Raw genomic sequence first — 23,664 nt, 5'->3', positions numbered from 1 at the left:
ATCGGATCGAGCCACTCGGGTGCTTGCTACGGGTGCAGGACGACCTTGCCGGCGACGGTGCCCGACTCGGCCAGCCGCAGGGCGTCGGCGATGCGGGTGAGCGGCAGTTGGGCGGCGATCTGGGCCGTGACCTCGCCTCGCTGGAGGGCGGCGAAGACCTGGGTGAGGTCGGTGCGGAGACGGGCGCGGAAGCGGTTCTTGGCCAGGGCCCGGCCGGCCCAGACATTGAAGAAGTACGCGCGGCGGCGGTTGGGCAGGGCGTTCCACAGCCACACCCGGCCGAGCAGCTTGAGGACGGGCCACTGCTTGGAGCCCTCGTCGTCCCGGGTCGAGGCACTGCCGTACGAGACGAGCGTGCCGCCGGGGGCGAGGAGGCGCCAGGAGTCGACGATGCCGCGGCCACCGACGTGGTCGAAGACGGCGTCGACCCCATGGGGGGCGAGTTCGCGGATGCGTGCGGCGACGTCGTCGGTGCGGTAGTCGACGGGGACGACTCCCCGCTCCCGCAGGGCGTCGTGGTGGCGCGCGGACGCCGTACCGATCACTCGCGCGCCTGCGGCCTGGGCGAGCTGGACCAGGACCGATCCGACGCCGCCGTTCGCGCCGTGCACCACAACGGTCTGCCCCGCACGGACGCGCGCCTTGCGGTGCAGCATCTGCCAGGCGGTGATGCCGTTGACGACGAGGGTCTCCGCCTGCGCCGCACCGACCCCGTCGGGCACCGGCACCACGTCCGACGCGTCGACGACCACGTGGCTGGCCCAGCCGCCGACCTTGACCAGCGCGGCGACCCGAGTACCGGCCAGCCCCGGCTCGACGCCCTCGCCGGTCGCCAGCACCGTACCCACGAGGTCGTAGCCGGGCACGAACGGGAACGGCGGCTGGTCGTAGTAGCGGCCACGCCGCATCTGCTGCTCGGCGAAGGAGACGCCGGTCGCCTCCATCCGGATCACGACCTGGCCCGGACCCGCGGCGGGTACGGCCCCGTGCCGGATCTGGAGTCCTTCGGGCTCGACCTTGCCGGGCAGAACGACCTCGACGAGTCCTTCGGCGTTCATGGCGACCTCCACTGCGATCCAGATCGGTAACTTGTCCTTGCGTTCGTTAGAAGTTGTAACTCACCGATCGTCGGATAGTCAATAGCCTTCGTGATAGCCTCTAACTAGATGGTGCGGGTGCAGCCGCAGCGATGCGGAAAGGCGGCAGTCAAGTGACGGAACAGGTGGCGAAGACCCCGCGCGAGCGCTACCGCGCCCAGGTGCGTGCGGAGATCAAGCAACGCGCGTGGGAGCAGATCGCCACGGCGGGCGCATCCGCGCTCTCCCTCAACGCGATCGCCAAGCAGATGGGCATGAGCGGACCCGCGCTGTACCGGTACTTCGGCGGCCGCGACGAGCTGATCACCGAGCTCGTCAGGGACGCGTACCGCAGCCTCGCCGACACCTTCCGCGCGGCCTCGGAGGCCGGTGCCGATGTGACCGCGCTGGCGCACGCCTTGCGGGGATGGGCCCTGCAGGACCCCCAGCGCTACTTCCTCATCTACGGCACGCCCGTGCCCGGCTACCAGGCTCCCGACGACACCACCGCTATCTCGTCCGAGATCATGGCGACCCTGTTGGACGCCTGCGCCGCGCTGCCCCTGGACGGACCGGCGACATCGTTCGAGGCGCACCTCGAAGACCACCGGGACTGGGCGGACGGCCATCCCGCACCGCCCGCGGCCCTCCACCGGGCCCTGACCTTCTGGACGCGGCTGCACGGCGTCCTGTCCCTGGAACTCGCCGGCCACTTCGCCGGTATGGGCATCGACCCCGCGCAGCTCTTCGCCGCCGAGCTGGACGACCTGGCGGGTACACCGGCGAGCTGAAATCCCCGGCCATCGGCCTGGGGTCGGTTCTCGTCCCGGTGCGGCAGCTCCATCCGACCCGCTATTGCACATCTGTGACAGCGAACGCACGACTCCGTCACCCCCCGTTGGAAGACTTCTCTCAACGCGAAGGGCGGCAGGCCGAGCGGACCGGTTCAGGTCCCGGGGACGGCGGGCGGTTCCCGCGAAACTCTCGTCACCGCATCATCCACATCCTGGGGGAACGTCGATGTCCGCTCGTATCCGTCGGAGCACCGCAGCCGTCACCACCGCGGGTGCCGCCGCACTGCTCACCCTGGGCGGCACCGCCGCCACCGCGACGGCCGCTCAGGCAGTCACCGTGCCCAGGGGCCTGACCATCAGCGACGGCACGCGCCACGTCCTGGTCGACGGCAAGTCGATCGACTTCGGCACCGTCGTCCGTGACCTGGCCTGGAACCCCAGCGGCAGCAAGGCCGCCTTCATCGACGGGCACGGCAACCTCGTCGTCTCCAACCCCGACGGCAGCCACCGCGTGACCGTCGCCGCCAACCCGGGCAACCAGACCTGGTCCCACCCCACCTGGCAGGTGACCGCCGCCGACCGGGCGAACCAGATCCCCGCCAAGAACAACCTCATCTTCTCGGCCAAGATCCACGGCAAGACCGTCCTGGAGGGCATCAAGGCCACCAGCAACCACGGAAAGCCGGCGAAGATCAGCCTGAACGGCGAACCGGGCGAGGCCGGCGTCCCCCAGACCGACAACACCTGGCCGAACGTCGGCGGCAGCTACGGCACGGCCGTCTACGAGAACACCCACACCGGCGAGGTCTACATCCGCGACGACTACCTGCGCCAGCAGGGCGGCGCGCTGACCAAGGGTTCCGAGCCCGCCCTCTCCTCCGACAACGAGGAGGTCGTCTTCGTCCGCTCCGTCCACGGGCACGACCACCTCTTCGTCGAGGACTTCGGCGGCTCCACCCCCGTCGTCAAGGACGTCACCCCCGACGCCACCACCGACTACACCGAGCCCACCTGGTCTCCCAACGGCAAGACCATCGCCTTCCGCGCCCCGACCGGTACGTACACCATCACGAAGACCGCCCACGGCTTCGGCCACCCCGTCAAGGTCTCCAAGCACACCGGCCTGCCCGCCTACCGCGGCTGACCGCCGCCCAACCGGCCGCCGGAGCGGGCGAGTTCAGCCTGGAGCTCCGGCAGGTGCTGGTCGGCCGTGTCATGCGGCAGGTACTCGACCACATCGAGAAAACGGAACAGGACCTGGGCCTTGGTGACGGCGAACTCGTAGTCGCCGTACCCCACCACGGCACCCATCTCCCCACGAACAGCGCCCCGGACGACATGCGCGGTCATGTCGTCCGGGCTTTGTGCTGTCAGCCCCCGCCGGGCATTGGGGCGCGCCAGATACGGGCAGACCATCGAGGCGTAGAGCATGCACGCGCGGTGCCCCGGACCCTCCAGGGTCGCCGCCATGTTGCGGTACGGCCGCCCGGCGGCGAGCGCCTCGCGGATCGCGGTACTCTCCGCGGCACCGACCACCCGCCACACCGGTCCTCTGGGCATCAGGGTGTTGCAGACCGAACACAGCCGCTGTCGCGCGCACTCGGCGCTGCGCCCGTAGTCGGTGAGCGCGAACTGGGGCTCGTCGCCCTCCCACGGGGTGATGGCGGGAACCGGATAGCCACGGCTGTCACGAGGCCGGGCCTCGACGGTCGCCGGCATGGGAACGGAATCGAATCGCACACCCCATGGTGAACCAGATGGCCTCCCCACCGCGACGGTTGTCGGGCAAGTACCGGCCCGGTGTCCGCCGCGCACAGCTCAGAGGCTGCGGGCGGTGATGTCGCCGTAGGCGGTGGTCGCGTGGATGTTCAGGCCGGCGGCGGCGCCGTCGGTGTTCCTGAGCGCGTTGTGGATCCGGCCGTACCCGGTGCCGGCGTCCAGGGAGGCGGAGACTCCGCGGGCGGCACCGACCTCGATCCCGCCGTACTCGGTGCGCAGGGTGACCGTGCCGTGCACGGCCTCGCTGATACGCAGGTCGCCCTTCTGGGTGCTGATCTCCGCGGGGCCGCCCAGGCGGCCGACCGAGACGTCGCCGGCCTGCAGGGTGAGACGGGCGCCGTCGGTCTCGTCGAGCTTGACCGTCGCCTGCGCGCCCTCGAAGGCGACGTCGCCGAGCCGTCCGACGCCCCGGAGTTCGGCTAGGGCCGCCTTCGCCTCGACGCTGGAGCCGGCGGGCAGTTGGACGGTGACCTCGACGGATCCGGAGTGCCCGAGAATCCGGTTCCTGGCCTTCGGGGCCTCGATCCGCAGGACGCCGCCGTCGTAGGAGACCTCGATCTCCTGCGCCGCCTGCACGTCGCGGCTCCTGGCGGCGTCCGCGGGCAGGACCTCGACCGTGGTGTCGGCCCGGTCGGCGGCGATGAGCTGGATACGTCCCGCGGGAATGTCGAGGACGGCCGAGACCGGGGCGGCGGTGGTGAACTTCTGCATCGTTCTCTCCTTCGACTCACTGTTTCCGACGAAGGAAAAGCTACGTTGCATTCACAGATCTGGCAACATATTCGTTGCGCGCTAACACCATTCCTGCAGGTCAGAATGGAGAAATCGTTGCAACTGTTTGGAATTTAATGCAACGAACCTCAGATGTTCGTTGCAATGGGATAAGAGTGAACGCTATGCCCGGGCGGCGAGCCGCCTGCGGACGACCACGAGGCCGATCCATCCGGCCAGCATCACGACACCGCCGGCCGCAGGCCACCGGCCGCCTGCCAGAACACCAAAAGCCGCCAAGGACGCACCGAGCATGGCCACGGCGGCGACGGCGGACTCGGCCCGGAGCTGCCGGCCCGGACGCCGGCTCGCCGAAGGGCGGACGAGCTGACGGCCGAGGAAGGCCTGAACACCGTTGATCACGGCCAGCAGGGCGGCAAAAGCGCCGAGGACGGCGAAGGCGATGGACATGGCGCGAAGTTACACACCCGGCAGCCGGCTCCCCTGCCCGGGTTTCACGTGAAACCCCCGGGTCACGGACCCGGGGGTTCTTCGGGTGGCCGGACGGCGTCACACCACGCCGAGGTCGAGCATCGCGTCCGCCACCTTCACGAAGCCCGCGATGTTCGCGCCGACGACGTAGTTGCCCGGGGACCCGTACTCCTCCGCGGTCGCGCGGCAGTTGGTGTGGATGCCGGCCATGATGGCCGCGAGGCGGCGGTCGGTGTCCTCGAAGGTCCAGGCGTCGCGGGTGGCGTTCTGCCGCATCTCCAGGGCGGAGGTGGCGACGCCGCCGGCGTTGACCGCCTTGCCGGGGCCGAAGGCCACGCCGGACTCCTGCAGAAGTCGTACGGCCCCAGGGGTCGTGGGCATGTTGGCGCCCTCGGCCACCGCCACCACGCCCCCGGCCAGCAGGCTCCGCGCCGCGTTCTCGTCGAGTTCGTTCTGGGTGGCGCAGGGCAGGGCGACCGAGCACGGTACGTCCCAGACCGAACCGCCCTCGACGTAGCGGGCCCGGGTCATGGTCTGGGCGTACTCCTTGATGCGGGCGCGGCGGACTTCCTTGATCTCCTTCAGCAGTTGGAGGTCGATGCCCGTCTCGTCGACCACGTAGCCGCCGGAGTCGGACATGGCGACCACCTTGGCGCCCAGTTCGTGTGCCTTCTGGGCGGCGTAGACGGCGACGTTGCCGGAGCCGGACACGACGACCCGTCTGCCGTCGAGGTCCTCGCCGCGTTCGGCGAGCATCTCGGAGACGAAGTAGACGGTGCCGTATCCCGTGGCCTCGGTCCGTACGTGGGAGCCGCCCCAGTTCAGGCCCTTGCCGGTGAGGACGCCGGACTCGTAGCGGTTGGTGATGCGCTTGTACTGGCCGAAGAGATAGCCGATCTCGCGGGTGCCGACGCCGATGTCGCCGGCCGGGACGTCGGTGTGCTCGCCGAGGTGGCGGTGGAGTTCGGTCATGAAGGACTGGCAGAACCGCATGATCTCGCCGTCCGAGCGGCCCTTGGGGTCGAAGTCGGCGCCGCCCTTGCCGCCGCCGATGGGCAGCCCGGTCAGGGCGTTCTTGAAGATCTGCTCGAAGCCGAGGAACTTCACGATGCCGAGGTTCACGGAGGGGTGGAAGCGCAGGCCGCCCTTGTAGGGGCCGAGGGCACTGTTGAACTCCACTCGGAAGCCTCGGCTGACCTGGACCCGGTCGGCGTCGTCCACCCAGGGAACGCGGAAGATCAGCTGCCGTTCCGGCTCGCACATGCGCTCCAGGATCCGGTGGCGGGTGTACTGGGGGTGACGGTCCAGGACCGGTTCCAGGGACTCCAGCACCTCACGGGCCGCCTGGTGGAACTCGGACTGTGCCGGGTCCCTGGCGCGGACGGACGCGTAGATCTCGGCGGTCAGGCGCAGGTCCGCGGGCGGCGTGTACCGGACGGTCATGGACGTACCTCCTTGTACGGCGTGGCACAGGGAAGTACGGCCGATCGCGCTTCGGGTACTCACCCGAAGCCGGAAACCCCCAGGTGATGGACCCCGGGGGTTTCCGCTGGCTCAGGCGTTGGGACGCTTGCCGTGATTGGCCTTCTTCTTCTTGCGGGCGCGCTTCTTGTTCCCTCGCTTGGCCATGATGCATATCTCCCTAATCCGGGACTTTCGGGACTTTTGTACGCCGTGGCCAGTCTAGGTTCGGCCCGGAGTGTCCGCACCAGCTGGATGGTGCACTGTTGGAGATGTGGATGTCCGGCGATACGCGGCCGGTGCGCGGCAGCCATGGCAGTCGAGCCATGCGCTGCTGGTGATCCCGATCGTGCTCATCGTGGTGATCACGGTGATGGACCAGCTGGTGCCGGCCGACATCCATCTCGGTCCGCTGCTGGTCATCGCCCCCGCGATCACCGTTTCGTTCGCCGGCCCCTGGCTGACCGGGCTGGTCGGGTTCCTGGCCGTGGCGGCGCAGGCGTACATCGGCTGGCACTTCGGTGTGCTGTTCAGCCGGAACGTGCTGGTGCAGATCCTCGCCCTGGCCGTGCTGTCGGCCATGACCGTCTTCTACTGCGTGGTGCGCGACCGCCGCGTTCGCCAACTGGCCCAGGTGCGCATGGTCGCCGAGGCGGCGCAGCACGTTCTGCTGTGGCCGCTGCCGGAGCAGATCGGCTCGATGAAGATCGCCTGTCTCTACATGGCAGCCGAGGCCGAGGCCCAGATCGGCGGTGACCTGTACGCCGCGACGCCGACCGACAACGGCGTACGGGTGATGATCGGCGACGTCCGCGGCAAGGGCCTGTCCGCCATCGGCGAGGCCGCGCTGCTCATCGGCGCCTTCCGCGAAGCCGCCCACCACCACACCGCCCTGCCCGATCTGGCCGCCTCCCTGGAACGCAGCGTGGCCCGCAACCTGCCCGACCTCGGGCCCGACGAACACCTGGGCGAGCGGTTCGCCACGGTGATGCTGGTGGAGATCCCCGACAAGGGTCATGTCACGCGGGTACTCAGCTGCGGCCACCCCCCGCCACTGCTGCTGCGCCCCGGCAGCGCCGTCACGGTCCCCGTGCACCCCGCACCCCCACTGGGCATCCACGGGCCGACGGCCCAGGACTACACCGTCGACGTGTTCGTCTTCGAGCCCGGGGACACCCTCCTGCTCTACACCGACGGTGTCATCGAGGCCCGGGACGCCGGCCGCGCCTTCTACCCGCTGGCGGACCGGGCAGCCCAGTGGGCCGGCAGCAGCCCCGAGGAGCTGCTGCACCACATCCGCCGTGATCTGCTCGGCCATGTCGGCGGATGCCTCGACGACGACGCCGCGCTCATCGCGCTGTGCCACGCGACGAGCGCCCACCGGGCGCATCGGCACATGCCGGGCCTCCATGTCGGCGGCCTCGGCCCACAGCAGGTTGTGCTGCCGCCCGAGTGAGCCCCGTGCCGCGGCCGGCGCCCGGTCGTGACGCGGCGGAGGCCGGGTCAGCGGGCCCCGGCCAGTCGCTCCACCCGGCCGTGCAGGTGCTCCACATGGTGTTCGGACTCCGGCTTCATGAGGACGCTGCGGAGGATCCGCGCCCCGTCGGCATCCGCGGTGATCTTGGGATGGCGGGCGGCGAAGGCCTCGCGGCCGGCCTTGAGGGTGCTCAGGTAGACGGGGTCGGGGCTCTCCATGCCGTCCGCCAGGATGCGGGCGGACGCCGCGTCGATGCCGGTGAGGCTCGCCGGATCGACGGCGGGGAAGTACGTGACGATGTCCAGCTGGGGTCGCTGGTAGAGCTCCAGGAGGTCGGACGCCTCGATCAGGTCCGCCCACTTCAGGGCGGCTCGCCGGCCGGCCGCCAGGACCCGGCCGAGGCCGTCCGGGGTGGGCGGGAGCAGCTGGAAGGTGAGCCACAGGGCGGCCGCGGCGGCCCCGGCGCGGGAGCACTCCAGGCTGATCTCGCCGAGGTGCAGCTCGGTCGAGGTGAAGTAGGTGTAGGGCGAGTCGTGCAGGTAGAAGCGGCCCACCTCGGGGTCGCGGAAGAGGACGGCGCCGCAGCCGTAGGGCTGGAGCCCGTGCTTGTGCGGGTCGACGACGATCGAGTCGGCCCGCGCCAGGGCCCGCCAGGGCTCGGGGGGCAGCCCCTCCGGGCCGTCCGCGCCGGCGAGCAGGGTGAAGAAGCCGCCGTACGCGGCGTCGACGTGGACGCGCACGCCGTGGCGCGCGGCGAGCGGCAGGACCTCGTGAACGGGGTCGACGGCGCCCAGTCCGGTGGTACCGGTGGTGAGGACGACGGTGCCCACGTCCCCGGTGCGCAGTACGTCCTCCAGCGCGTCGAGGTCCATCCGCCCCTGGTCGTCGGTGCGCACGGGGTGGCTCGTCATGCCCAGGACGTGGCACATCCGGCCGTGGGTGTAGTGGGCGTCGGCGCTGTGGGCGACGCCCCGGCCGGGGTGGAGTTCGCGGGCGACGAAGAGGGCTTCGAGGTTGGCGATCGTGCCGCTGGTGGTGAGGTGGCCGAGGTGGGAGTCGTAGCCGAACATCGCGGCGAGCCGGGCGACGGCCTCGCGTTCCATCGCGGCGGTGGCGGGGCCGCCGTCCAGGGCGTGGTTGTTGGGGTTGATCAGCATGGCGGTGAGGTGGCCGACCACCGCGGCGGGGTGCGGGGGCTTGAGCATCTGGCCCGCGTAGTGCGGATGGAAGAAGGGGTAGTTGTCCTTCAGCCGGCCCGTGAACTCCTCGAAGGCCGCCGCGAAGCGGTCGTCGTCCACCTGGAGGGACGGGTGGGTCCGGTAGGGGCCGAAACCGTCGGCCCAGTCCTGTATCGCGTGAGTGGCTCGTCCGAGCCAGTGCTGCAGATCCACTGATCTCCCTCTCGCTCGCGGGTGCGCCCACTCTAGGATTTCATTGACTGATCAGCAATTGACTACTCAGCAATTGAGACAGCAGTGTCTGAGGCAGCAGTAGATGAGTCGACAGTAAACTCGGCGGCGATGAACGCCACGCCCCAGCACGACGACGAAGCCCTCGCCCGCGCCGCCAACAGCGGGCTCGTCCGGGACTTCGGTCTGCTGATCAAGTCCGCCACCCGCCTGGAACAGCGCATCGACAGCGCGCTACGGCGGGAGTGCGGGATCAGCCACACCATGCTCGAGGTGCTGATACGGCTCTGCCGCCGCCCCGGCGAGGAGGTCTCCCAGCGGCAGCTGGCCGACGACCTCACCCTCACCAGCAGCGGCACCACCCGTCTGATCGACCGCATGGAGGAGGCCGGCCTGGTCCGTCGCACCCCCTCCCCCGAGGACCGCAGGGTGGCCCTGGTGGAACCGACCGCCGAGGGGCGCGCGGCGTTCCTGCGCGCCGCGGCCGTCCACGCCCGCGTGGTGGAGGAGTACTTCGTCAGGCCACTGGCAGCCGACGACTACGCACGACTGACCAGCGCACTGGGCGACATCGACAAGGCCCTGCGCGACGAGGCCGGGTGAGGGACCGGCCGTGAGAGGCGGTCGTGAGAGGCGGCCGTCGTCAGGCCGGCCATGGTGCCGGGCACGGCGCCCCCGACGTGGCGGCGGGACGCCGCCCATGACCCCAGCACATGTGACGCAGGTCACGGGAAGTGGGCGCATGGTGCCGGACAGCTCATTGAGGTGAGCACTGATATGCGAACCCGGGTACGGGCCGGGGAATCGAGCGCGTTCGCCGAGCTCTTCGACAGCTTTGCCCGCGCGGTCTACAACCATGCCTTCCGGCTCACCGCCGACTGGACGGTGGCCGAGGACGTGATGGCCGCGACGTTCCTGGAGGCGTGGCGGCTGCGCGACAGGGTCGATCCCGAAGGCGGCTCCCTGCGGCCCTGGTTGCTGGGCATCGCCACCAACACGGCGCGCAACCAGTACCGGAGCAACCGGCGATACCGGGCTGCCGCGAACGCCGCCGCGGCGGCCGAGCTGTCGGTGCCCGACCACGCGGACGAGGTGGCCGAGCGGGTCGACGACCGGCGCCGCCTCGCCACGGCCCTCACCGCCCTCGCCCGCCTGCGCCGGCCGGAGCGTGAGGTCGTCACGCTCTGCCTGGGTGAGGGCCTGGACTACGAGGCCGCGGCGGGGGCTCTCGGGATTCCCGTCGGAACCGTCGCCTCCCGGCTCTCCCGGGCCCGCAAGAAGCTGCGCGCCTACGCCCAGGACGAACCGGTCCGCCCCGCGGCCGGGCCGCTGTCCGAGAAAGTCCGCGGAAATCGGGAAGTCGGCCGTCCCGCCCGACAGACAAGAGGTGATCGCACGAACGTGATCCGGCCCGCACAGGAGGGAAACCGATGAACGCGAACACGTCCCGGCAGAACCCGGCCGAGTGGGACGAGAGCGCACAGCTCTTCTCCCGGACGGCGCGTGACCTGCCGACGGGCCGCCACCAGTTCCACAGGGAGCGTCTGATGGCCCAGATCCACGACATGCAGCAGGAAGAGCGCACGGCGACGGCGGTACCGGTGAAGACGCGGCGTTCGCGGCTCCCGCGTCCGGCGATCGCGCTGCCCGCCCTGGCGGCCGCCGTGGCGGCAGCTGTCGTCGCCGGAGTGTCGATGTCCGGCGGTGGCGGGGTCAAGGACGGAGGCGTCGCCACCGGACCGGCGCTGACCACGCAGATCGGCGCGGCGACCAGCAAGGGCGTGCCCCAGTTGCTCGACCAGCTCTCGCTGGCGGCGGCCGACACGTCCCACCCGGAGATCAAGCCGGGGCAGTACATCTACATCGAGTCCAAGGCCGCCGAAACGTTCGTGGAGACCGTCGGCGGCAAGTCCAGCCTCGCCAGCCACGCGCTGCACCGGCGTCAGGTGTGGCGGTCCCCGGACGGCACCAAGGGCTGGCTCATCGACCCCGCGGTCGACGACAGTCCCGGGGGCGAGACCCTGAGCCTGCCCGACGAGCAGGGCAACACCCCGAAGGCGAACCTGAACGGCCCGTCGTACGACTACCTGGCCAAGCTCACCACCGACCCCGACGAACTGCTGGCCAAGATCTACAGGGAGACCAAGGGGCAGGGCAACTCCCCCGACCAGGAGGCGTTCAGCACCATCGGGGACCTGCTCGGCGAGAGCTACCCCCCGGCGGAGCTCTACTCGGCGCTGTTCAAGGCCGCCGCGAAGATTCCCGGTGTCGTCGTGGTCGAGGACGCGGTGGACGCGGCGGGCCGGCACGGGGTGGCGGTGGCCCGGCTCGACAAGCCCAGCGGTGAGCGCGAGGAATGGATCTTCGACAAGAAGACCCATGTCTTCCTCGGCAAGCGCACCGTCCAGGTGTACGGGAGCAGCGGAACGGACCACCTGATCACCCCCGGCACGGTGCTCTACACCAGCGCCATCATGAACCGGGCCATCGTCGACGCCATGAAGCAGTCCCCGTCGCAGGCGGGCTGAGCAGGGCGAGGCCCGGGCCGCGGCCGCGGCGATCACCAGGCCGAGCGGGGAGTCCGCTCGGCTCCGCCATCGCCTTCGCCGGTCCACCAGGCCTTGGCCGGGAAGATCCGAGGACTGGGCGGAGACTGCGCGTGGGACTGCCCGCCTGGGCGGGCAGTCCCACGGCACGCGCCGGTCCGCTACCCGGCCGGGTCGCCGTGGCCCGCGAGTTTCCGATGGTCGGTGTCGGGGAGCCAGTCGCGCCGCGGTGAGTACTCCAGCCAGCGCCTGGCACGCCCGGCTTCGGTGAAACCGCGCAGCAAGGTGTCGAGCAGGGGGTGACGGGAGGACTCGCGCCAGGCCAGCGACCACGCGTACAGCGGAGTCGGCTCGACGAGCGGGATGCAGCGCAGGCCCATGTGGTCCGGCAGCGGCGCGTCGGCGGGGAAGAGGGTGAAGCCCTCGGGCTCGGTGCGGATGTGCTGCGCGAGGTGGTCGAGGCCCAGGTTGGGACCGTCGTGCCGGCGCGTGATGCGGAATTCGTCGGCGAAGCGGCGCAGGAAGTCCAGCCGGCTCAGTTCGCCCGGGGACCACAGGACGCTGTCGCGCAGGTCGGCCGGGCTCAGGGCGGGCGCGCCGGCCAGCGGGTGGGACGGGCTGACCACCGCGTCGACGGGTTCCAGCCGCACCAGCCGCTGGGTGAGTCCCGCGTCCCGGCCGTCGGGCAGCGGGTGCACCCGGCCGAATCCCAGGTCCGTGTCGCCGCGCAGCAGCGCCTGCGCGACCGAGGGCCAGTCACGTCCCGGACCCGGCTCCCACCGCACCGGACCGAGCGCCTCCACCACGTCGGCGACCGTGCGCATCGGCGCGTACAGATGACCCCACGTGTCGATCCGTACGACCGGTCCGGCGCCCGTCACCGCAGCGACCGCCCGCTCGCCCGCCACCAGGGCCTCCCGCGCGGCCGGCAGGAACCGCTCCCCCGCCCCGCTCAGCCGGATGCCGCCCTGACGCTCGAACAGCCGCACGGCCAGCAGCTCCTCCAGCCGCGCGATGCGCTTGGACAGCGCCTGCTGACTGGTGCTCAGCTCCTCGGCGGCCCGCCCGAAGTGCAGGGTCCGGGCCGTCGTGACGAAGGCGCGGACCAGGGCGAGGTCGAGGTCCATGCCCCTGACCCTATGCGACAACCCCGCGTTGTCGGTCCGGCCGCTTCGTTGTTGGCCGGGCCGCCGAAGGGACGCCCACGATGAAAGCCCCCCGTACCGAAAGGAGCACTCCCATGACCACCAACGACCCCAGGGCCGACGACCCCAGGGCCGTCGTCGTCCGCTACGTCGAGGCCGTCCGCGACGGCGACGCCGATGTCATCCACGACAGCTTCCGCGAGGACGCGACCTGGCACTACCCGGGCGACCTGCCCGTCTCCAAGGTGTGGCGAGGACGCGACGAGATCGTCGACGAGTTCCTCGGCAGCATGGGAACGGTCTTCGTCCCCGGCACCGTGGAGATCGAACTGGTCAGCACCATCGCCGAGGGCGACCGCGTGGTGGCCGAATGGACCTCCAGGGCCACCACCGTGTACGGCGGCACCTACGACAACCGCTGCATCGGCATCTACACGGTCCGCGACGGCAGGATCGCCTCCGTCGTGGAGTACGCCGACACCCGGCACGTGGCCGCGGCCCTCTTCCCGGACGACGACGCCCGCCGGCCCGCCGGTACCGAGTGAGCCGCGGCGGCTACCGCGTCACCGCACCGTCCAGGTGAGCGAGTCGGTCGTCTGTGCCCGGACCGCGGGGTCCCGTACCGCCGTCGTGCGGTCGGTCACGGTCGCCGTGACCTCGTGGCCGCGGCCGTGGACACCCAGTTCGTGCGGTGTCACCGAAAGGTCACCCGTGGCCGACCGGACCTGTCTGCCGTCGACGTACCAGGTCAGTTCGAGGTCGGCGAGGCCGGTCAGCGGGGCGAGGCGTACGGTGATCCGCCGTCCCTGCCCCAGCGGCCGGGACGTGGGGACGGAGGACGTCAGCGCGTCCGCGTCGGCGTAGAAACCGGCGATCATCGCCTCGCGGCCGACGACGTTGAACTCGGTCGAGGCCAGGGAGCGCATGATGGACGTCTCGGTCGGCCGGTAGACACCCGTCTCGTAGTACCCCCCGCCCTCGTACGTGCCCACGACCGAGCCCGTCGGGTCGTCGGCCCCGAGCCAGCGGTACCACTTCGACGCGCCCGGGTCGCGGCGGAGCGTGAGGTTGGCCTCGGCCGGTTCGTCGGTGTACGGGTAGGCGCCGTAGCCCGCGTACTGGTACTCGTCGGCCAAGTGGCCTATGGAATGGCCCAGTTCATGGGCGCCGATGAGGTACGACCTGTCGTTCGCGGACGACATCGTCGCCACCCCGTGGAAGGGCGAGCCCGCCGGCAGGTCGCCGGCGCCGTAGCCCGCGCCGCCGTACTTGGCGGAGTTGGCGATGACGAAGACGATGTCGGCGTCCGGGGCCAGAGCGGCGTAGTCCGCGACCTTGTCCGTGTCGACGCACAGCAGGCGTTCGAGGCCGTCGCAGAAGAAGTGGGCGCCCAGCGCGGTGTCCTTGGTGACATCGGCCGTCGGGTCGCCGGAGACGCCGGAGTCGCGGGAGACGGCGCCGACCAACCAGATGTTGAACAGGCCGCGGTAGCTCCGGTACGGCTCGATGTCGAAGATCTCGTCCAGCTTCTCCTCGGCGTCCGAGGCGAACTCGCCCTGCTCGTCCGCGGTGTAGCCGTCGCCCATCACCACCAGGTCGAGCCGCCCGGCCACCGGACCGGTCCGCTGGAGCGCCCTCGCCGTCGCGGTGGCGCCCGCCGGGGCCGGCGTTCGGCGTGCCGTCCGGGCGGGGGTGTCCGCCGGGACGGTCACCTGGCGGGGTTCCGCTCCGGGGCCGGGGAAGTACTCGACACGCTGGGTGGGGCCGGGGACAGCGCCTGCCGCCTCGGCCGGCCCCGGGTGCGCTCCGACGGCCAACGCCACCGCAGCGGCCAAGGCAGCTGTGACAGCAACGGTCCTGCACGTACGTGGTCTTGCGCGGTGCTGCACGGAGACCTCGCTTAAGTACGCAGTTAAGTATATTTAAGAGCGCGCTTAACCTAGAGGCTTGCACAGCAACCGGCAAGACCCAATGTGGAGTTGACGTTCCATCAGACGTCTGCAAAATCCCGCCGGGCAAGGCTCAACGGCACCGGTGCCCGTGACATTTGGGGCGGGGTGCCGGGGTACCCGGCTTGGGAGCGACGGTGGGGGACGTCTTCCTGCCGTCCTTGCCACCCCGCTTGTCCGGGTGTGCGGACGGAGTGGGAGAGGGAGCGCCGGGTTCGTCGGCGCCGTGCCCCAGGGGCGTGGGCGTGGGGAAGGGGGTGTCGGGGAGGCCGGTGAGGGCGCCGCGCATGTACTGGGTCCAGATCTCGGTCGGGATGTCGCCGCCGAACACCTTCTGGAGGCCGCCGACGCCGACCAGGGACTGCAGCTGGGGATGTTTCGGGTCCTCTCGGAAGAGGACCACGGAGGTGGCGAGTTGGGGGGTGTAGCCGACGAACCAGGCCGACCGGTAGTCGTCGGTGGTTCCCGTCTTGCCCGCGGCCGTCCTGCCGAGGGCCTGGGCCTTGGTTCCGGTGCCCCGGGCTATGACGCCGCGGAGCACGTCGGTCACATGGTCGGCGACGGCCGACGGAAGGGCCCGTACCGGGGCGGGGGCGGTGAAGCCGTGCAGCGCCGTGCCGTTGTGGGTCACCTTGGTCACCGAGTACGGGGTGGTCTGCGTACCGGAGGCGGCGAAGGTCGCGTAGGCGCCTGCCATGCGGATGGCGCTCGGTGTCGAGGTGCCGATGTAGAAGCCGGCGCTGGGGGCGGCGAGGCTGCCGGAGCGCAGGCCGAGGGCCTGGGCCGTCTTCGCGACGTTGTCGTAGCCGACGTCCTCTCCCAGTTGCACGTACGGCGTGTTGACCGACTGCTCCATGGCCGTGCGCAGCGAGATGTAGCCCCAGCGGTGCGCGGTGTCGTTGTGCTGGTGGAGGAAGCCGGTGGGGTCCTTGTCGTCGGTGACGTAGCTGCCCTGCTGGTCCTTGATCCTGATGCCGTCGTCACCGTTGAACTTGCTGGCCGGGGTGACCGCCTGGGCGGGCCCGCCGGGTCGCATGACGGCTCCGTGCTGGAGCGCGGCGGCGAGGACGACCGGTTTGAACGTCGATCCCACCGGGACGCCGGAGGTGTCGGCGTTGTCCGAGTAGTGGGCCCGGTCGTAGCCGGGGCCGCCGTAGACGGCCAGGATCCTGCCGGTCCCGGGGTCCACCGAGGCGGCTCCGACCTGCACGTCCCGGTCGACCGACCGGTGGGCGGGGTCGAGCCGCTCCTTGCGCACGTTCGCGACGGCCTTGGACAGCTCCGCCGTCTTCTTCCGGTCGAAGGTGGTGCGGATCTGGTAACCGCCCCGGCTCAGACTGTCGTCGGTGACGGCCGGGTCGTGCGCCTGGACGTACGACCGGGCCAGTTGGACCAGGTAGCCGGTCTGGCCGGTCAGTCCCGAGCCGGGGGCCCACTTCCTGGGCGTCGGGAAGTCCGCTGCGGTGTACCGGGCCCGCTGCTGCGACGTCAGCCTGCCGGTCTCCACCATCCGGTCGAGCACCCAGGACCAGCGGGACTCGGCCTTCGCCCTGGCCTTGGGGTCGGAGTCCGCGTACTGGAAGAGGCTCGGCTCGTTGACCGCCGCGGCGAGGAAGGCTCCCTGGCTCACGTCGACCTTCTCCACCGGCAGGTTGTAGTACATGCGGGCAGCGGCTTGGACGCCGTTGGCCTGGCGGCCGAAGTAGCAGGTGTTCAGGTATCCCTGGAGGATCTGCTGCTTCGACATGCTGGCGCCGATCTTGGACGAGATCAGCAGTTCCTTGAACTTGCGGGAGATCGTCTGCGACTGGTCCAGGTACGTGTTCTTGACGAACTGCTGGGTGATCGTCGAACCGGACTGGACGGAGTCGCCCTCGGCCATGTGGAGGACCGCGCGGGCGATGCCCTGCGGGTCGATGCCCGGGTCGGTGTAGAAGGACGAGTTCTCCGCCGCGATGAAGTCCCACCGCACGTCCGCGGGCACCTGCGCCAGGGTGACGTTCTGCCGGTTGACGCTGCCGTCGGTCGCCAGGACGGTGCCGTCCGACCAGTAGTAGACGTTGTTCTGCAGCAGTGTCCTGGGATTGGGGTCGGGGATGGTGACCGTGGCGTAGGCGTAGCCGACGACCGCCGCCGTACCGCCGAGGACGAGCAGGAAGAGCGACAGCACCTGGAGCACCGACGGCAGCCAGCGCCGCGGGCCCGTCCTGCCCCGGCGCGGGTAGTCGATCCAACGTTTCTGCTGCGGCGCCCTTCTTTTGGCGCGGCCCGGCACTTCCTCTCGTGGGGCCTGGTCACGACGTACGGCCCGGCGGCCCGTGCCGCGGTCACCTCCGCCACGCGTGCCGCTGTTGAGGCGCTGCGGCGGCCGGCGCCGGTGTCCGCTCATGGGCTCTGCTCACTGTTCTCTCAGTACAACTGCTGTGTCTCGTACGGTCCGGGCTGCAGGAAACCCGGGTGCGGCGGAGGCTGGGGAAGGCCGCCGTGCGGCGCCGGCTGCTGGACGGGGGTGCACGGCGCCGGCTGCGGACCGCTGTGACAGGGCGGCCGCTGCGGACTGACGGGGCCCTGCGCAGGGCGGTCCTTGCCGGGCGCCTCCGCCCCCACCGGGGCCTGCAGGCTGCCGTAGCGCTCCATGCGCTGCCACCTCAGCCGGGAGCCCGACACGGCGGTGAAGACGGACTGGATCACCACCAGGTACATCAGCTGGCGGTACACGAACTGCTGCAACGGCAGGCTCCACAGCGGGCCTGGTCGCTCTCCGTCCAGACGGAACGCGTACAGGCCCATCATGAGTTGCAACAGGAGGAAGGCGAGCCACAGCCCGACGACCCGGACCGGATCGAGGAAGAGCAGCCCGTACACGGCGAAGATGTCCACGGCGGGTGCGAGCAGCGGCAGCAGCACCTGGAAGAGCAGCAGGTAGCCCAGGCCCCGGCGGCCGAGTTTTCCGGCCGCGCCGCGCTGCACGAGCGCGCCGCGGTGCTTCCACATCGCCTGCAGGGTGCCGTAGCACCAGCGGTACCGCTGACGCCACAGGGCGCTCAGCGACGCGGGGGCCTCGGTCCACGCCCGCGCGCTCTCCTCGTACACCACGCGCCAGCCGGCGCGGCACAGCGCCATGGTGAGGTCGGTGTCCTCGGCGAGGGTGACGTCGCTGACCCCGCCGAGGTCGAGCAGTGCCCGGCGGCGGAACGCGCCGACCGCTCCGGGCACGGTCGGCATGCACTCTGCGAGGTCGAACAGACGGCGGTCGAGGTTGAAGCCGACCACGTACTCGATGTGCTGCCAGCGGCCCAGCAGGCCACCGCGGTTGACGACCTTGGCGTTGCCCGAGACGGCGCCCACCCGGGGGTCGGCGAAGGGCTGCACGATCGCGCGGACGGTGTCGGGGTCGAAGACCGTGTCACCGTCGACCATGACCACCAGGTCGTAGGTGGCGGCGGCGAGTCCGGTGTTGAGGGCGGCGGGCTTGCCCGCGTTCTGCTGGCGGATCACCCGTACCGGCAGGCGGAGCGACTCCACCAGATCGGCAGTGCCGTCGGTCGAGCCGTCGTCCACCACGATGATCTCGACCGGATGGTCCGAGGCGAGCAGTGAGCGTACGGCCGCCTCGATCCCGGCGCTCTCGTTGTACGCGGGGACGATGACGCTGACCGGCTCGGTCACCGGCAGCCCCCAGGACCGGCCCCGGGAGCGCAGGCGCCGGTGCCGGCGAGCCGCGACCAGCACGACCGCCGCGCGCAGCACGCTGATCGCTCCGGCCGCGTACATCAACACGCCCAGCAGCCACACGACCAGGTCGCCGCCCTGCAGCACCTCGATGAAAGCCATCCCCTGCAGACGGTCGCCGAGTCCGGCGGGCTGGACGGGTCCGGCCATGCCGACCGCGGCGCCGACCGTGGCGAACCGGAGACCGTGTGCCTTGAGCCGTGGGATCAGGGTGCTCAGCGCGGCGACGGTCTGGGACCGGTCACCGCCGCCGTCGTGCATCAGCAGGATCTGCCCGGCGCGCCCGTGCGGTGTCGCGTTCGCGAGGATGCGGTCCGCACCGGGACGCTGCCAGTCCTCCGCGTCCTGGGTGGAGAGCACCGTGACGTAGCCCGCGGCGTCGGCCTGCTGGAGGACGGACCAGTCGGCGTCGTCCAGCGCGTCGTTCTCCGAGGAGTACGGCGGCCTCAGCAGTGCGGTGGTGACCCCGGCGGCGCCGGCCACCGCCAGCTGCGTCTCCCGCAGTTCCAGGGAGCGCTGCCATGGGGCGAGGCGGGCCAGGTCGGGATGGGTGAAGGTGTGGATGCCGATCTGGTGGCCGTCGGCGACGATCCGGCGGACCAGCTCCGGGTGGGCCACGACCTGGGTTCCGACGACGAAGAACGTCGCGTGCACGTGGTTGCGGCGCAGCACGTCCAGGATGCGCGGCGTCCAGACGGGGTCGGGGCCGTCGTCGAAGGTGAGCGCGATGGTGCGGGCCTTCGGTCCGACGGTGCGCGCGGAGGCGTCGGCGTTCGCGATGACGGGGCCGCCGCGGGCCACCTGGGCGGGCACCGCCTCGCTCCGTCCCGGGGGCCCGGTCACGGCATCCGAGGTGATGCCGAACATGTGGTGGGTGTAGCCCTGCAGCAGGAGCGCCGTCGACAGGGTCACCGCGAGCACGCTCAGCAGCAGCCAGTGGGTGCGCGGTGCGGCCTGGCGGGTACGGGTGCGGCGGCGGGGAGGAGCCTTGCGGCGTCGGCGATCGGTCACGTCGGGGCCCTGGATCACTTCACGGGGTTGTGGAACGAGCCGACGGCACGCCCCTTGGAGGTGTGGGTGGGAGCGGAGGCGGTGGTCGAGGCCGGGGACGTGGTCCCGGTGGGCGCGGACGTGGCCGCAGGGGCGGTCGACGCTGCCGGCCGGTAGGTGGGGCTGGAGGTCTTCTGCGCTGCGGGGCCGGATTTCTGCCTCGCCGCGGCGGGGCCCCCGCTCCCCGCGGTACGGCCCGTGCCGGGCGGGGAGTCCGGTGCGGTCGCGCGAGGCACGGCGGAATGCTCGGCGCCCGACTGCGGCACGAACGGGGAGCTGATGCTGGGGCCGCCCAGCATCGTGCTGATCAGCAGGGCGACGTAGCCGCCGGCGGGGACCACCAGCAGCCGGGCGGCACGAAGCACGCGGCGCTGGCGGCGCCCCGAGGAATCGACGAAGACGGGCCGCACCGACTCGCCCGTCGGCGTGCCCGGTTCCGGTACGGGACGGTCGGATGTGTCGAACCCCACAGGCGGCGCGGGTTCCGCCGGGTACCAGGGCATCGGGGCCGTGTCGGCGGTGGCACTGCCGCCGTACTCGTGGCCGTAGGCATACGCGTACCCGACGCCGCCGTACGGATCCTCGCCGTACCCTCCGCCGCCGTCGTTCGTCCACTGCACGAGTCGCGTCCCCTGTCCTGGCCGACCGGCACGGTCGTCCACATGGACAGAGCGGACTCGGCCGAAAGTGTTACACCCCGGCCGACGGCCGCCTCACCACCGAGGCATGCGGGGGCGGCCGGAACCCGCGCAGTGGGTGGGTTCCGGCCGCCCCCGTCCCTCTCCGTGCCGCTGCCGGGGGGAGTCAGCAGCGCCACGGAGAGAGGTCCGGGGAATGGCGGATCGTGGTGCCGGCTTCCGGCCGGGCGATCGCCCTGGGCCACGCGCGGACCCGGTTCCCACGCCATGCAGCGCAGAGCCGACACGAAACGTCACCCGGCACGGACGGCCACGAAGTGAAGACGCACGGTGCGTTGTGACACTTCTGTGAGAACTGACGCTGGTCACTGTGGGGGGCCGTCGACGCGACCGGAGCACGGCGGAGGACGAACGCCATGAACCCCGTGCGAACGAGGACAGTTGTGGGCCAGGTAGGGCACCCCCGGCGCGTGCAGACGTACGACGCGGAGCTGGGAGCGGCAGTCGCGCGGGCCCAGGACGGTGACGAAAACGCTTTCGCGGTCGTCTACCGGATCGTGCAGCCGAACCTGCTCGGCTATCTGCGCGGGCTCGTCGGCGACGACGCGGAGGACGTGGCGTCCGACGCCTGGCTGGAGATCACCCGTGACCTCGGGCGTTTCAAGGGGGACGGGGCCGGGTTCCGCGGCTGGACGGCGACCATCGCCCGGCACCGGGCACTGGACCATCTGCGCCGCCTGCGCGTACGGCCCCGGGCGGGCGGGACCGAGCAGGACGTACTGGACCTGCCCGCCCCGCACAGCACCCCCGACCTGGCCCTGGAGTCCCTCTCCACCGAGCGGGCCCTGGAACTGGTCCGCTCGCTGCCGGGGGACCAGGCCGAGGCCGTGCTCCTGCGGGTCGTGGTCGGCCTGGACGGCCCCGCCGCCGCACGCGTCCTGGGCAAGCGGCCGGGAGCGGTGCGGACCGCCGCCCACCGGGGCCTGAAACGCCTCGCCCGCCAGTTGGGCGTCGGCGCCGAGAACGAATCGAACCCGTCGGACAGGAACGGAAGCGGACATGGGTGAACGGATGAGCGGCGGCGCGTTCCGGGGCCGTCGGCATGTGCACCCTGGCAGCGCCTCGTCGGGTCCGCAGGACCTGCGGGACTCCGCCGCACTGGAGACGATGCTGGCCGTCGCCCTCCGCGCGGGAGATCTCGACCCCGAGGCCGAGCAGCGTGCCGTGGCCGCCTTCCGGGCCGCCCACGGCACGGCCGCGCGCAGGGCGCGCACCCGGCGCCGGGACGACTGGCGGCCGGCCGCGGAGCGGCATGCCGGGCGCTCCGTGAAGGTGACGTTCGGCGTGGTGTTCGCCAGTCTCACCCTGGGTGGTGTCGCGGTCGCGGCCATCGGTTCGGCCGGCTCGTCCGCGGACGGAGCCGGGGCCGGCCGGGAGACCGCGCACCCGTCGGCGGTCACGGACCGGCCGGGCGGGGAGGCCTCGTCGGCGTCCCCCTCCGGCAGGCACCGACGGGCGGACGGCTCCGGCCCCGGCAAGGACACCGAAGCCCACTGCAAGGCCTACGGGCAGGTCAAGGACCGCGGCAAGGCGCTCGACGCGCGGGCCTGGCAGCGGCTCGTCGCGGCCGCCGGCGGGAAGGACGAGGTCACCGCGTACTGCTCCGAGCAGCTGGCACGGGCGGCGGCCGCGCGGAACAGTCCGGCGGGCCCGGGCAAACCCGGCAACGGCTCGGCGGGAAGAACCGAGGCGTCCGCCAGGGGCACGTCCGGCAACACGGCGGGCAACACCACCGGCGGCACGGGCGGCACGGGCGGCTCGGGCGGCGACAAGGGCGGCGGGAAGCACAAGTGACGGCGGGCGGGCCCGGACGAACGTGTCGTCCGGGCCCGCCGGGCTTGCGCCGCAGACCTTCACCCGGCTCTTGAACGCGCCCGTCCCGGTGCCGTCGTAGCGGTCCACGAGGACGTTCGCCTGTTCCATGACGGCCGGTTCCGCGACGAGGGAGAGTTCCAGCCGCCGGGACGCACCCTGCTGTCACGCAGGACGGTCCCCGCGCGGGTCGACGCGGACGCGATCGGTGTCGTGGCCGCGGGCGATGTTGCTGAGGTTCTCGCTCGCTTCCGCGGTGGCGGCGAGAAACGACGTGTACGAACGTCGCCGCCAGGCCGACCAGCGCGCCAAGTGCCGTACCCGCGAGGCTGATCCATTCCATCCGGTCCTGCGGTGCCGCGGAGAGGTGCGCGAGCGGGTCGTGACCCCGGCGGCGGGCGGCTACTGGTAGGAGTAACCGAGCACGGTGATGTCCTTGACGGAGTCGGTGGTGAGGCCGCCGGCGGCCTGGGTCCACCAGGGGTCGAGCCCCGCGTCCGCGCCGGTCACGTTGGGGCCGCCGGTGTGCGTCAGCTGCCACTGGTCCCAGATGCGGTCCACGTTGGCGTGCAGCAGGAAGAAGATCGGGTCGTTCGACGAGGCCATGGGCTTACTGAGCGTGCCGCCGCACCAGTTGTGCACGTTGTTGTGGGCGGCCACTTCCAGGCCGTTGGGCTGGACGCCCGCCATCACCCTGCCGAACGTGAAGGCCGTGAACGTGGGACGGGCCAGGAGTCCGTCGATGGTCGCCTGGGTCGGCAGACCGCTGCCGGCGGGAGTCGGCCGCACGACGCCGGCGGGCTTCCACACCCAGTCGGGGCGGGCGTGGTCGTTGGCGTAGTCCCAGTAGGGAATCGTGAGCGCGGGATCGGCCGAGCGGAGCAGGTCCTCGAACTTGAGGCAGTACGCGCGGTGCCAGGGCAGGAAGCGCTGGGTGGCGACCGGCCCCATCCCCTGCATGGTGTGGTGCCGGTGGCTCATGTCCTGGTGGTCGGCCACGAGTTGCTTGTACGCCGGCGTGGTCGCGAGCCCGCGCAGCACCTCGTTGTACCGGTCCCGCTCGGCATCGCTCAGCTGCCGGTGATCCTTGCGCACCCGCTGCGAGGCCCGTACGAGCCTGGTCACCAGGGAGCGCAGCTGGTCCGCCTCCACCGGTGCGGGCATCGGCGCCGCGGTCCCGGCGGGCATGTGCCACGCGGCGTCGCCGAGACCGGCCGCGGCGAGCTGGGCGGCGAAGGCGGCCACGGCCGGGCCGGGCGGCGCCATGCCCGGCTGGACGTGCCCGTCCGCCATCATCCGGTTCAGCCGCAGGCCGATCTCCTCGCTGTCGATGAGCTGGGCGGGCGCCCACTCCGAGGCGATCTCCAGGGCGTCCTCGGCGGTGGGGAACCTCTCCGCCGCCGTCTTCGCTGCCTTCCTGGGACTCATACCTGGCTCACTCCTCACTCCTGTCCGCCCACACCCCTTCCGGTCGGGCCGCCCCACCCACTCTGGGAGGGGCCGCACCGGGCGGCGACCGCGGCGGTCCGAACG

The 23,664-nt window shown here is 71.4% G+C and carries 23 protein-coding genes; 10 read left to right on the top strand and 13 right to left on the bottom strand.

What is annotated here, in order from left to right; translation table 11 throughout:
• Nucleotides 1-26: 26 nt before the first annotated feature.
• Nucleotides 27-1,058, bottom strand: a complete 1,032-nt coding sequence (locus FB157_RS13650) for a medium chain dehydrogenase/reductase family protein (RefSeq protein ID WP_145879292.1) — start codon at nucleotides 1,056-1,058, stop codon at nucleotides 27-29.
• A gap of 152 nt (nucleotides 1,059-1,210) precedes the next feature.
• On the opposite strand from FB157_RS13650, the gene FB157_RS13645 reads away from it, so the two are divergent.
• Both FB157_RS13645 and FB157_RS13640 read left to right on the top strand, forming a co-directional pair.
• A complete protein-coding gene (locus FB157_RS13645) occupies nucleotides 1,211-1,867 on the top strand; it encodes a TetR/AcrR family transcriptional regulator (RefSeq protein WP_261386297.1) in 657 nt (218 codons plus the stop codon).
• Nucleotides 1,868-2,096: 229 nt separating this feature from the next.
• Entirely contained in the window at nucleotides 2,097-3,014 is a 918-nt protein-coding gene (locus FB157_RS13640; protein ID WP_145879289.1) for a PD40 domain-containing protein, read from the top strand.
• Here FB157_RS13640 and FB157_RS13635 read toward each other — a convergent pair.
• The 5 genes from FB157_RS13635 to FB157_RS49630 all read right to left on the bottom strand — a co-directional run bounded on the left by FB157_RS13635 (nucleotide 3,002) and on the right by FB157_RS49630 (nucleotide 6,481).
• Nucleotides 3,002-3,589, bottom strand: a complete 588-nt coding sequence (locus tag FB157_RS13635; RefSeq protein WP_145879287.1) for a hypothetical protein — start codon at nucleotides 3,587-3,589, stop codon at nucleotides 3,002-3,004. The genes FB157_RS13640 and FB157_RS13635 overlap by 13 nt on opposite strands.
• Nucleotides 3,590-3,688: 99 nt before the next feature.
• Nucleotides 3,689-4,360 carry a DUF4097 family beta strand repeat-containing protein gene (locus tag FB157_RS13630; RefSeq protein WP_145879285.1) on the bottom strand — a complete coding sequence of 224 codons (672 nt, stop codon included), beginning with the start codon at nucleotides 4,358-4,360 and terminating at the stop codon, nucleotides 3,689-3,691.
• A gap of 183 nt (nucleotides 4,361-4,543) precedes the next feature.
• Entirely contained in the window at nucleotides 4,544-4,831 is a 288-nt protein-coding gene (locus tag FB157_RS13625) for a hypothetical protein (RefSeq protein WP_145879284.1), read from the bottom strand.
• 99 nt (nucleotides 4,832-4,930) lie between these two features.
• Complete coding sequence (gene gdhA, locus FB157_RS13620) at nucleotides 4,931-6,295, bottom strand: NADP-specific glutamate dehydrogenase (RefSeq protein WP_145879282.1); 1,365 nt, start codon at nucleotides 6,293-6,295, stop codon at nucleotides 4,931-4,933.
• Between the two features lie 111 nt (nucleotides 6,296-6,406).
• Nucleotides 6,407-6,481, bottom strand: a complete 75-nt coding sequence (locus FB157_RS49630) for a 50S ribosomal protein bL37 (RefSeq protein ID WP_099895366.1) — start codon at nucleotides 6,479-6,481, stop codon at nucleotides 6,407-6,409.
• A gap of 106 nt (nucleotides 6,482-6,587) precedes the next feature.
• Between FB157_RS49630 and FB157_RS13610 the strand changes: the two genes are divergently transcribed.
• A complete protein-coding gene (locus FB157_RS13610; protein ID WP_261386296.1) occupies nucleotides 6,588-7,769 on the top strand; it encodes a PP2C family protein-serine/threonine phosphatase in 1,182 nt (393 codons plus the stop codon).
• Nucleotides 7,770-7,816: 47 nt separating this feature from the next.
• On the opposite strand, the gene FB157_RS13605 is transcribed toward FB157_RS13610, so the two are convergent.
• A complete protein-coding gene (locus FB157_RS13605) occupies nucleotides 7,817-9,181 on the bottom strand; it encodes an aminotransferase class I/II-fold pyridoxal phosphate-dependent enzyme (RefSeq protein WP_145879280.1) in 1,365 nt (454 codons plus the stop codon).
• Nucleotides 9,182-9,310: 129 nt separating this feature from the next.
• On the opposite strand from FB157_RS13605, the gene FB157_RS13600 reads away from it, so the two are divergent.
• From FB157_RS13600 to FB157_RS13590, 3 genes are all read left to right on the top strand, one after another.
• Nucleotides 9,311-9,802, top strand: coding sequence for a MarR family winged helix-turn-helix transcriptional regulator (locus FB157_RS13600; protein WP_145879278.1), 492 nt, complete (start codon nucleotides 9,311-9,313; stop codon nucleotides 9,800-9,802).
• A gap of 174 nt (nucleotides 9,803-9,976) precedes the next feature.
• Nucleotides 9,977-10,633, top strand: coding sequence for an RNA polymerase sigma factor (locus FB157_RS13595; protein WP_145879277.1), 657 nt, complete (start codon nucleotides 9,977-9,979; stop codon nucleotides 10,631-10,633).
• A complete protein-coding gene (locus tag FB157_RS13590) occupies nucleotides 10,630-11,727 on the top strand; it encodes a CU044_5270 family protein (protein ID WP_145879275.1) in 1,098 nt (365 codons plus the stop codon). Before FB157_RS13595 ends, FB157_RS13590 begins: the two co-directional genes overlap by 4 nt.
• A gap of 179 nt (nucleotides 11,728-11,906) precedes the next feature.
• Here FB157_RS13590 and FB157_RS13585 read toward each other — a convergent pair whose 3' ends face one another.
• Nucleotides 11,907-12,872 carry a LysR family transcriptional regulator gene (locus tag FB157_RS13585; RefSeq protein ID WP_145879274.1) on the bottom strand — a complete coding sequence of 322 codons (966 nt, stop codon included), beginning with the start codon at nucleotides 12,870-12,872 and terminating at the stop codon, nucleotides 11,907-11,909.
• A 113-nt stretch (nucleotides 12,873-12,985) separates the two neighbouring features.
• Here FB157_RS13585 and FB157_RS13580 point away from each other — a divergent pair, with 113 nt between their 5' ends.
• On the top strand, nucleotides 12,986-13,435 hold the full coding sequence (locus FB157_RS13580; RefSeq protein WP_145879272.1) for a nuclear transport factor 2 family protein: 450 nt from the start codon (nucleotides 12,986-12,988) through the stop codon (nucleotides 13,433-13,435).
• Nucleotides 13,436-13,453: 18 nt separating this feature from the next.
• Here the strand turns inward: FB157_RS13580 and FB157_RS13575 are convergent, their stop codons facing one another.
• The 4 genes from FB157_RS13575 to FB157_RS13560 all read right to left on the bottom strand — a co-directional run bounded on the left by FB157_RS13575 (nucleotide 13,454) and on the right by FB157_RS13560 (nucleotide 20,241).
• Nucleotides 13,454-14,725, bottom strand: coding sequence for a M64 family metallopeptidase (locus FB157_RS13575; RefSeq protein WP_261386295.1), 1,272 nt, complete (start codon nucleotides 14,723-14,725; stop codon nucleotides 13,454-13,456).
• A 187-nt stretch (nucleotides 14,726-14,912) separates the two neighbouring features.
• Nucleotides 14,913-17,228 carry a transglycosylase domain-containing protein gene (locus FB157_RS13570; RefSeq protein WP_145879270.1) on the bottom strand — a complete coding sequence of 772 codons (2,316 nt, stop codon included), beginning with the start codon at nucleotides 17,226-17,228 and terminating at the stop codon, nucleotides 14,913-14,915.
• Nucleotides 17,229-17,248: 20 nt separating this feature from the next.
• Nucleotides 17,249-19,582, bottom strand: coding sequence for a glycosyltransferase (locus FB157_RS13565; RefSeq protein ID WP_261386294.1), 2,334 nt, complete (start codon nucleotides 19,580-19,582; stop codon nucleotides 17,249-17,251).
• A gap of 14 nt (nucleotides 19,583-19,596) precedes the next feature.
• A complete protein-coding gene (locus FB157_RS13560) occupies nucleotides 19,597-20,241 on the bottom strand; it encodes a hypothetical protein (RefSeq protein WP_145879266.1) in 645 nt (214 codons plus the stop codon).
• A 461-nt stretch (nucleotides 20,242-20,702) separates the two neighbouring features.
• Between FB157_RS13560 and FB157_RS13555 the strand changes: the two genes are divergently transcribed.
• The 3 genes from FB157_RS13555 (at nucleotide 20,703) to FB157_RS47260 (ending at nucleotide 22,543) form a co-directional block, all read left to right on the top strand.
• A complete protein-coding gene (locus FB157_RS13555; protein ID WP_145879453.1) occupies nucleotides 20,703-21,326 on the top strand; it encodes an RNA polymerase sigma factor in 624 nt (207 codons plus the stop codon).
• Entirely contained in the window at nucleotides 21,319-22,113 is a 795-nt protein-coding gene (locus tag FB157_RS13550; protein WP_145879264.1) for a hypothetical protein, read from the top strand. The genes FB157_RS13555 and FB157_RS13550 overlap by 8 nt, the downstream gene beginning before the upstream one ends.
• Nucleotides 22,114-22,387: 274 nt before the next feature.
• On the top strand, nucleotides 22,388-22,543 hold the full coding sequence (locus FB157_RS47260) for a hypothetical protein (RefSeq protein WP_186581487.1): 156 nt from the start codon (nucleotides 22,388-22,390) through the stop codon (nucleotides 22,541-22,543).
• Here the strand turns inward: FB157_RS47260 and FB157_RS13545 are convergent.
• On the bottom strand, nucleotides 22,534-23,559 hold the full coding sequence (locus tag FB157_RS13545) for a tyrosinase family protein (protein WP_145879262.1): 1,026 nt from the start codon (nucleotides 23,557-23,559) through the stop codon (nucleotides 22,534-22,536). The two genes, FB157_RS47260 and FB157_RS13545, sit on opposite strands and share 10 nt — an antisense overlap.
• Nucleotides 23,560-23,664 lie beyond the last annotated feature (105 nt).

The sequence above is a fragment of the Streptomyces sp. BK340 genome (genome assembly GCF_007827595.1).
GTDB lineage: Bacteria > Actinomycetota > Actinomycetes > Streptomycetales > Streptomycetaceae > Streptomyces.
The sequence above is the reverse complement of the archived record's forward strand: the minus strand, read 5'-3'. Positions and strand labels throughout refer to the sequence as shown.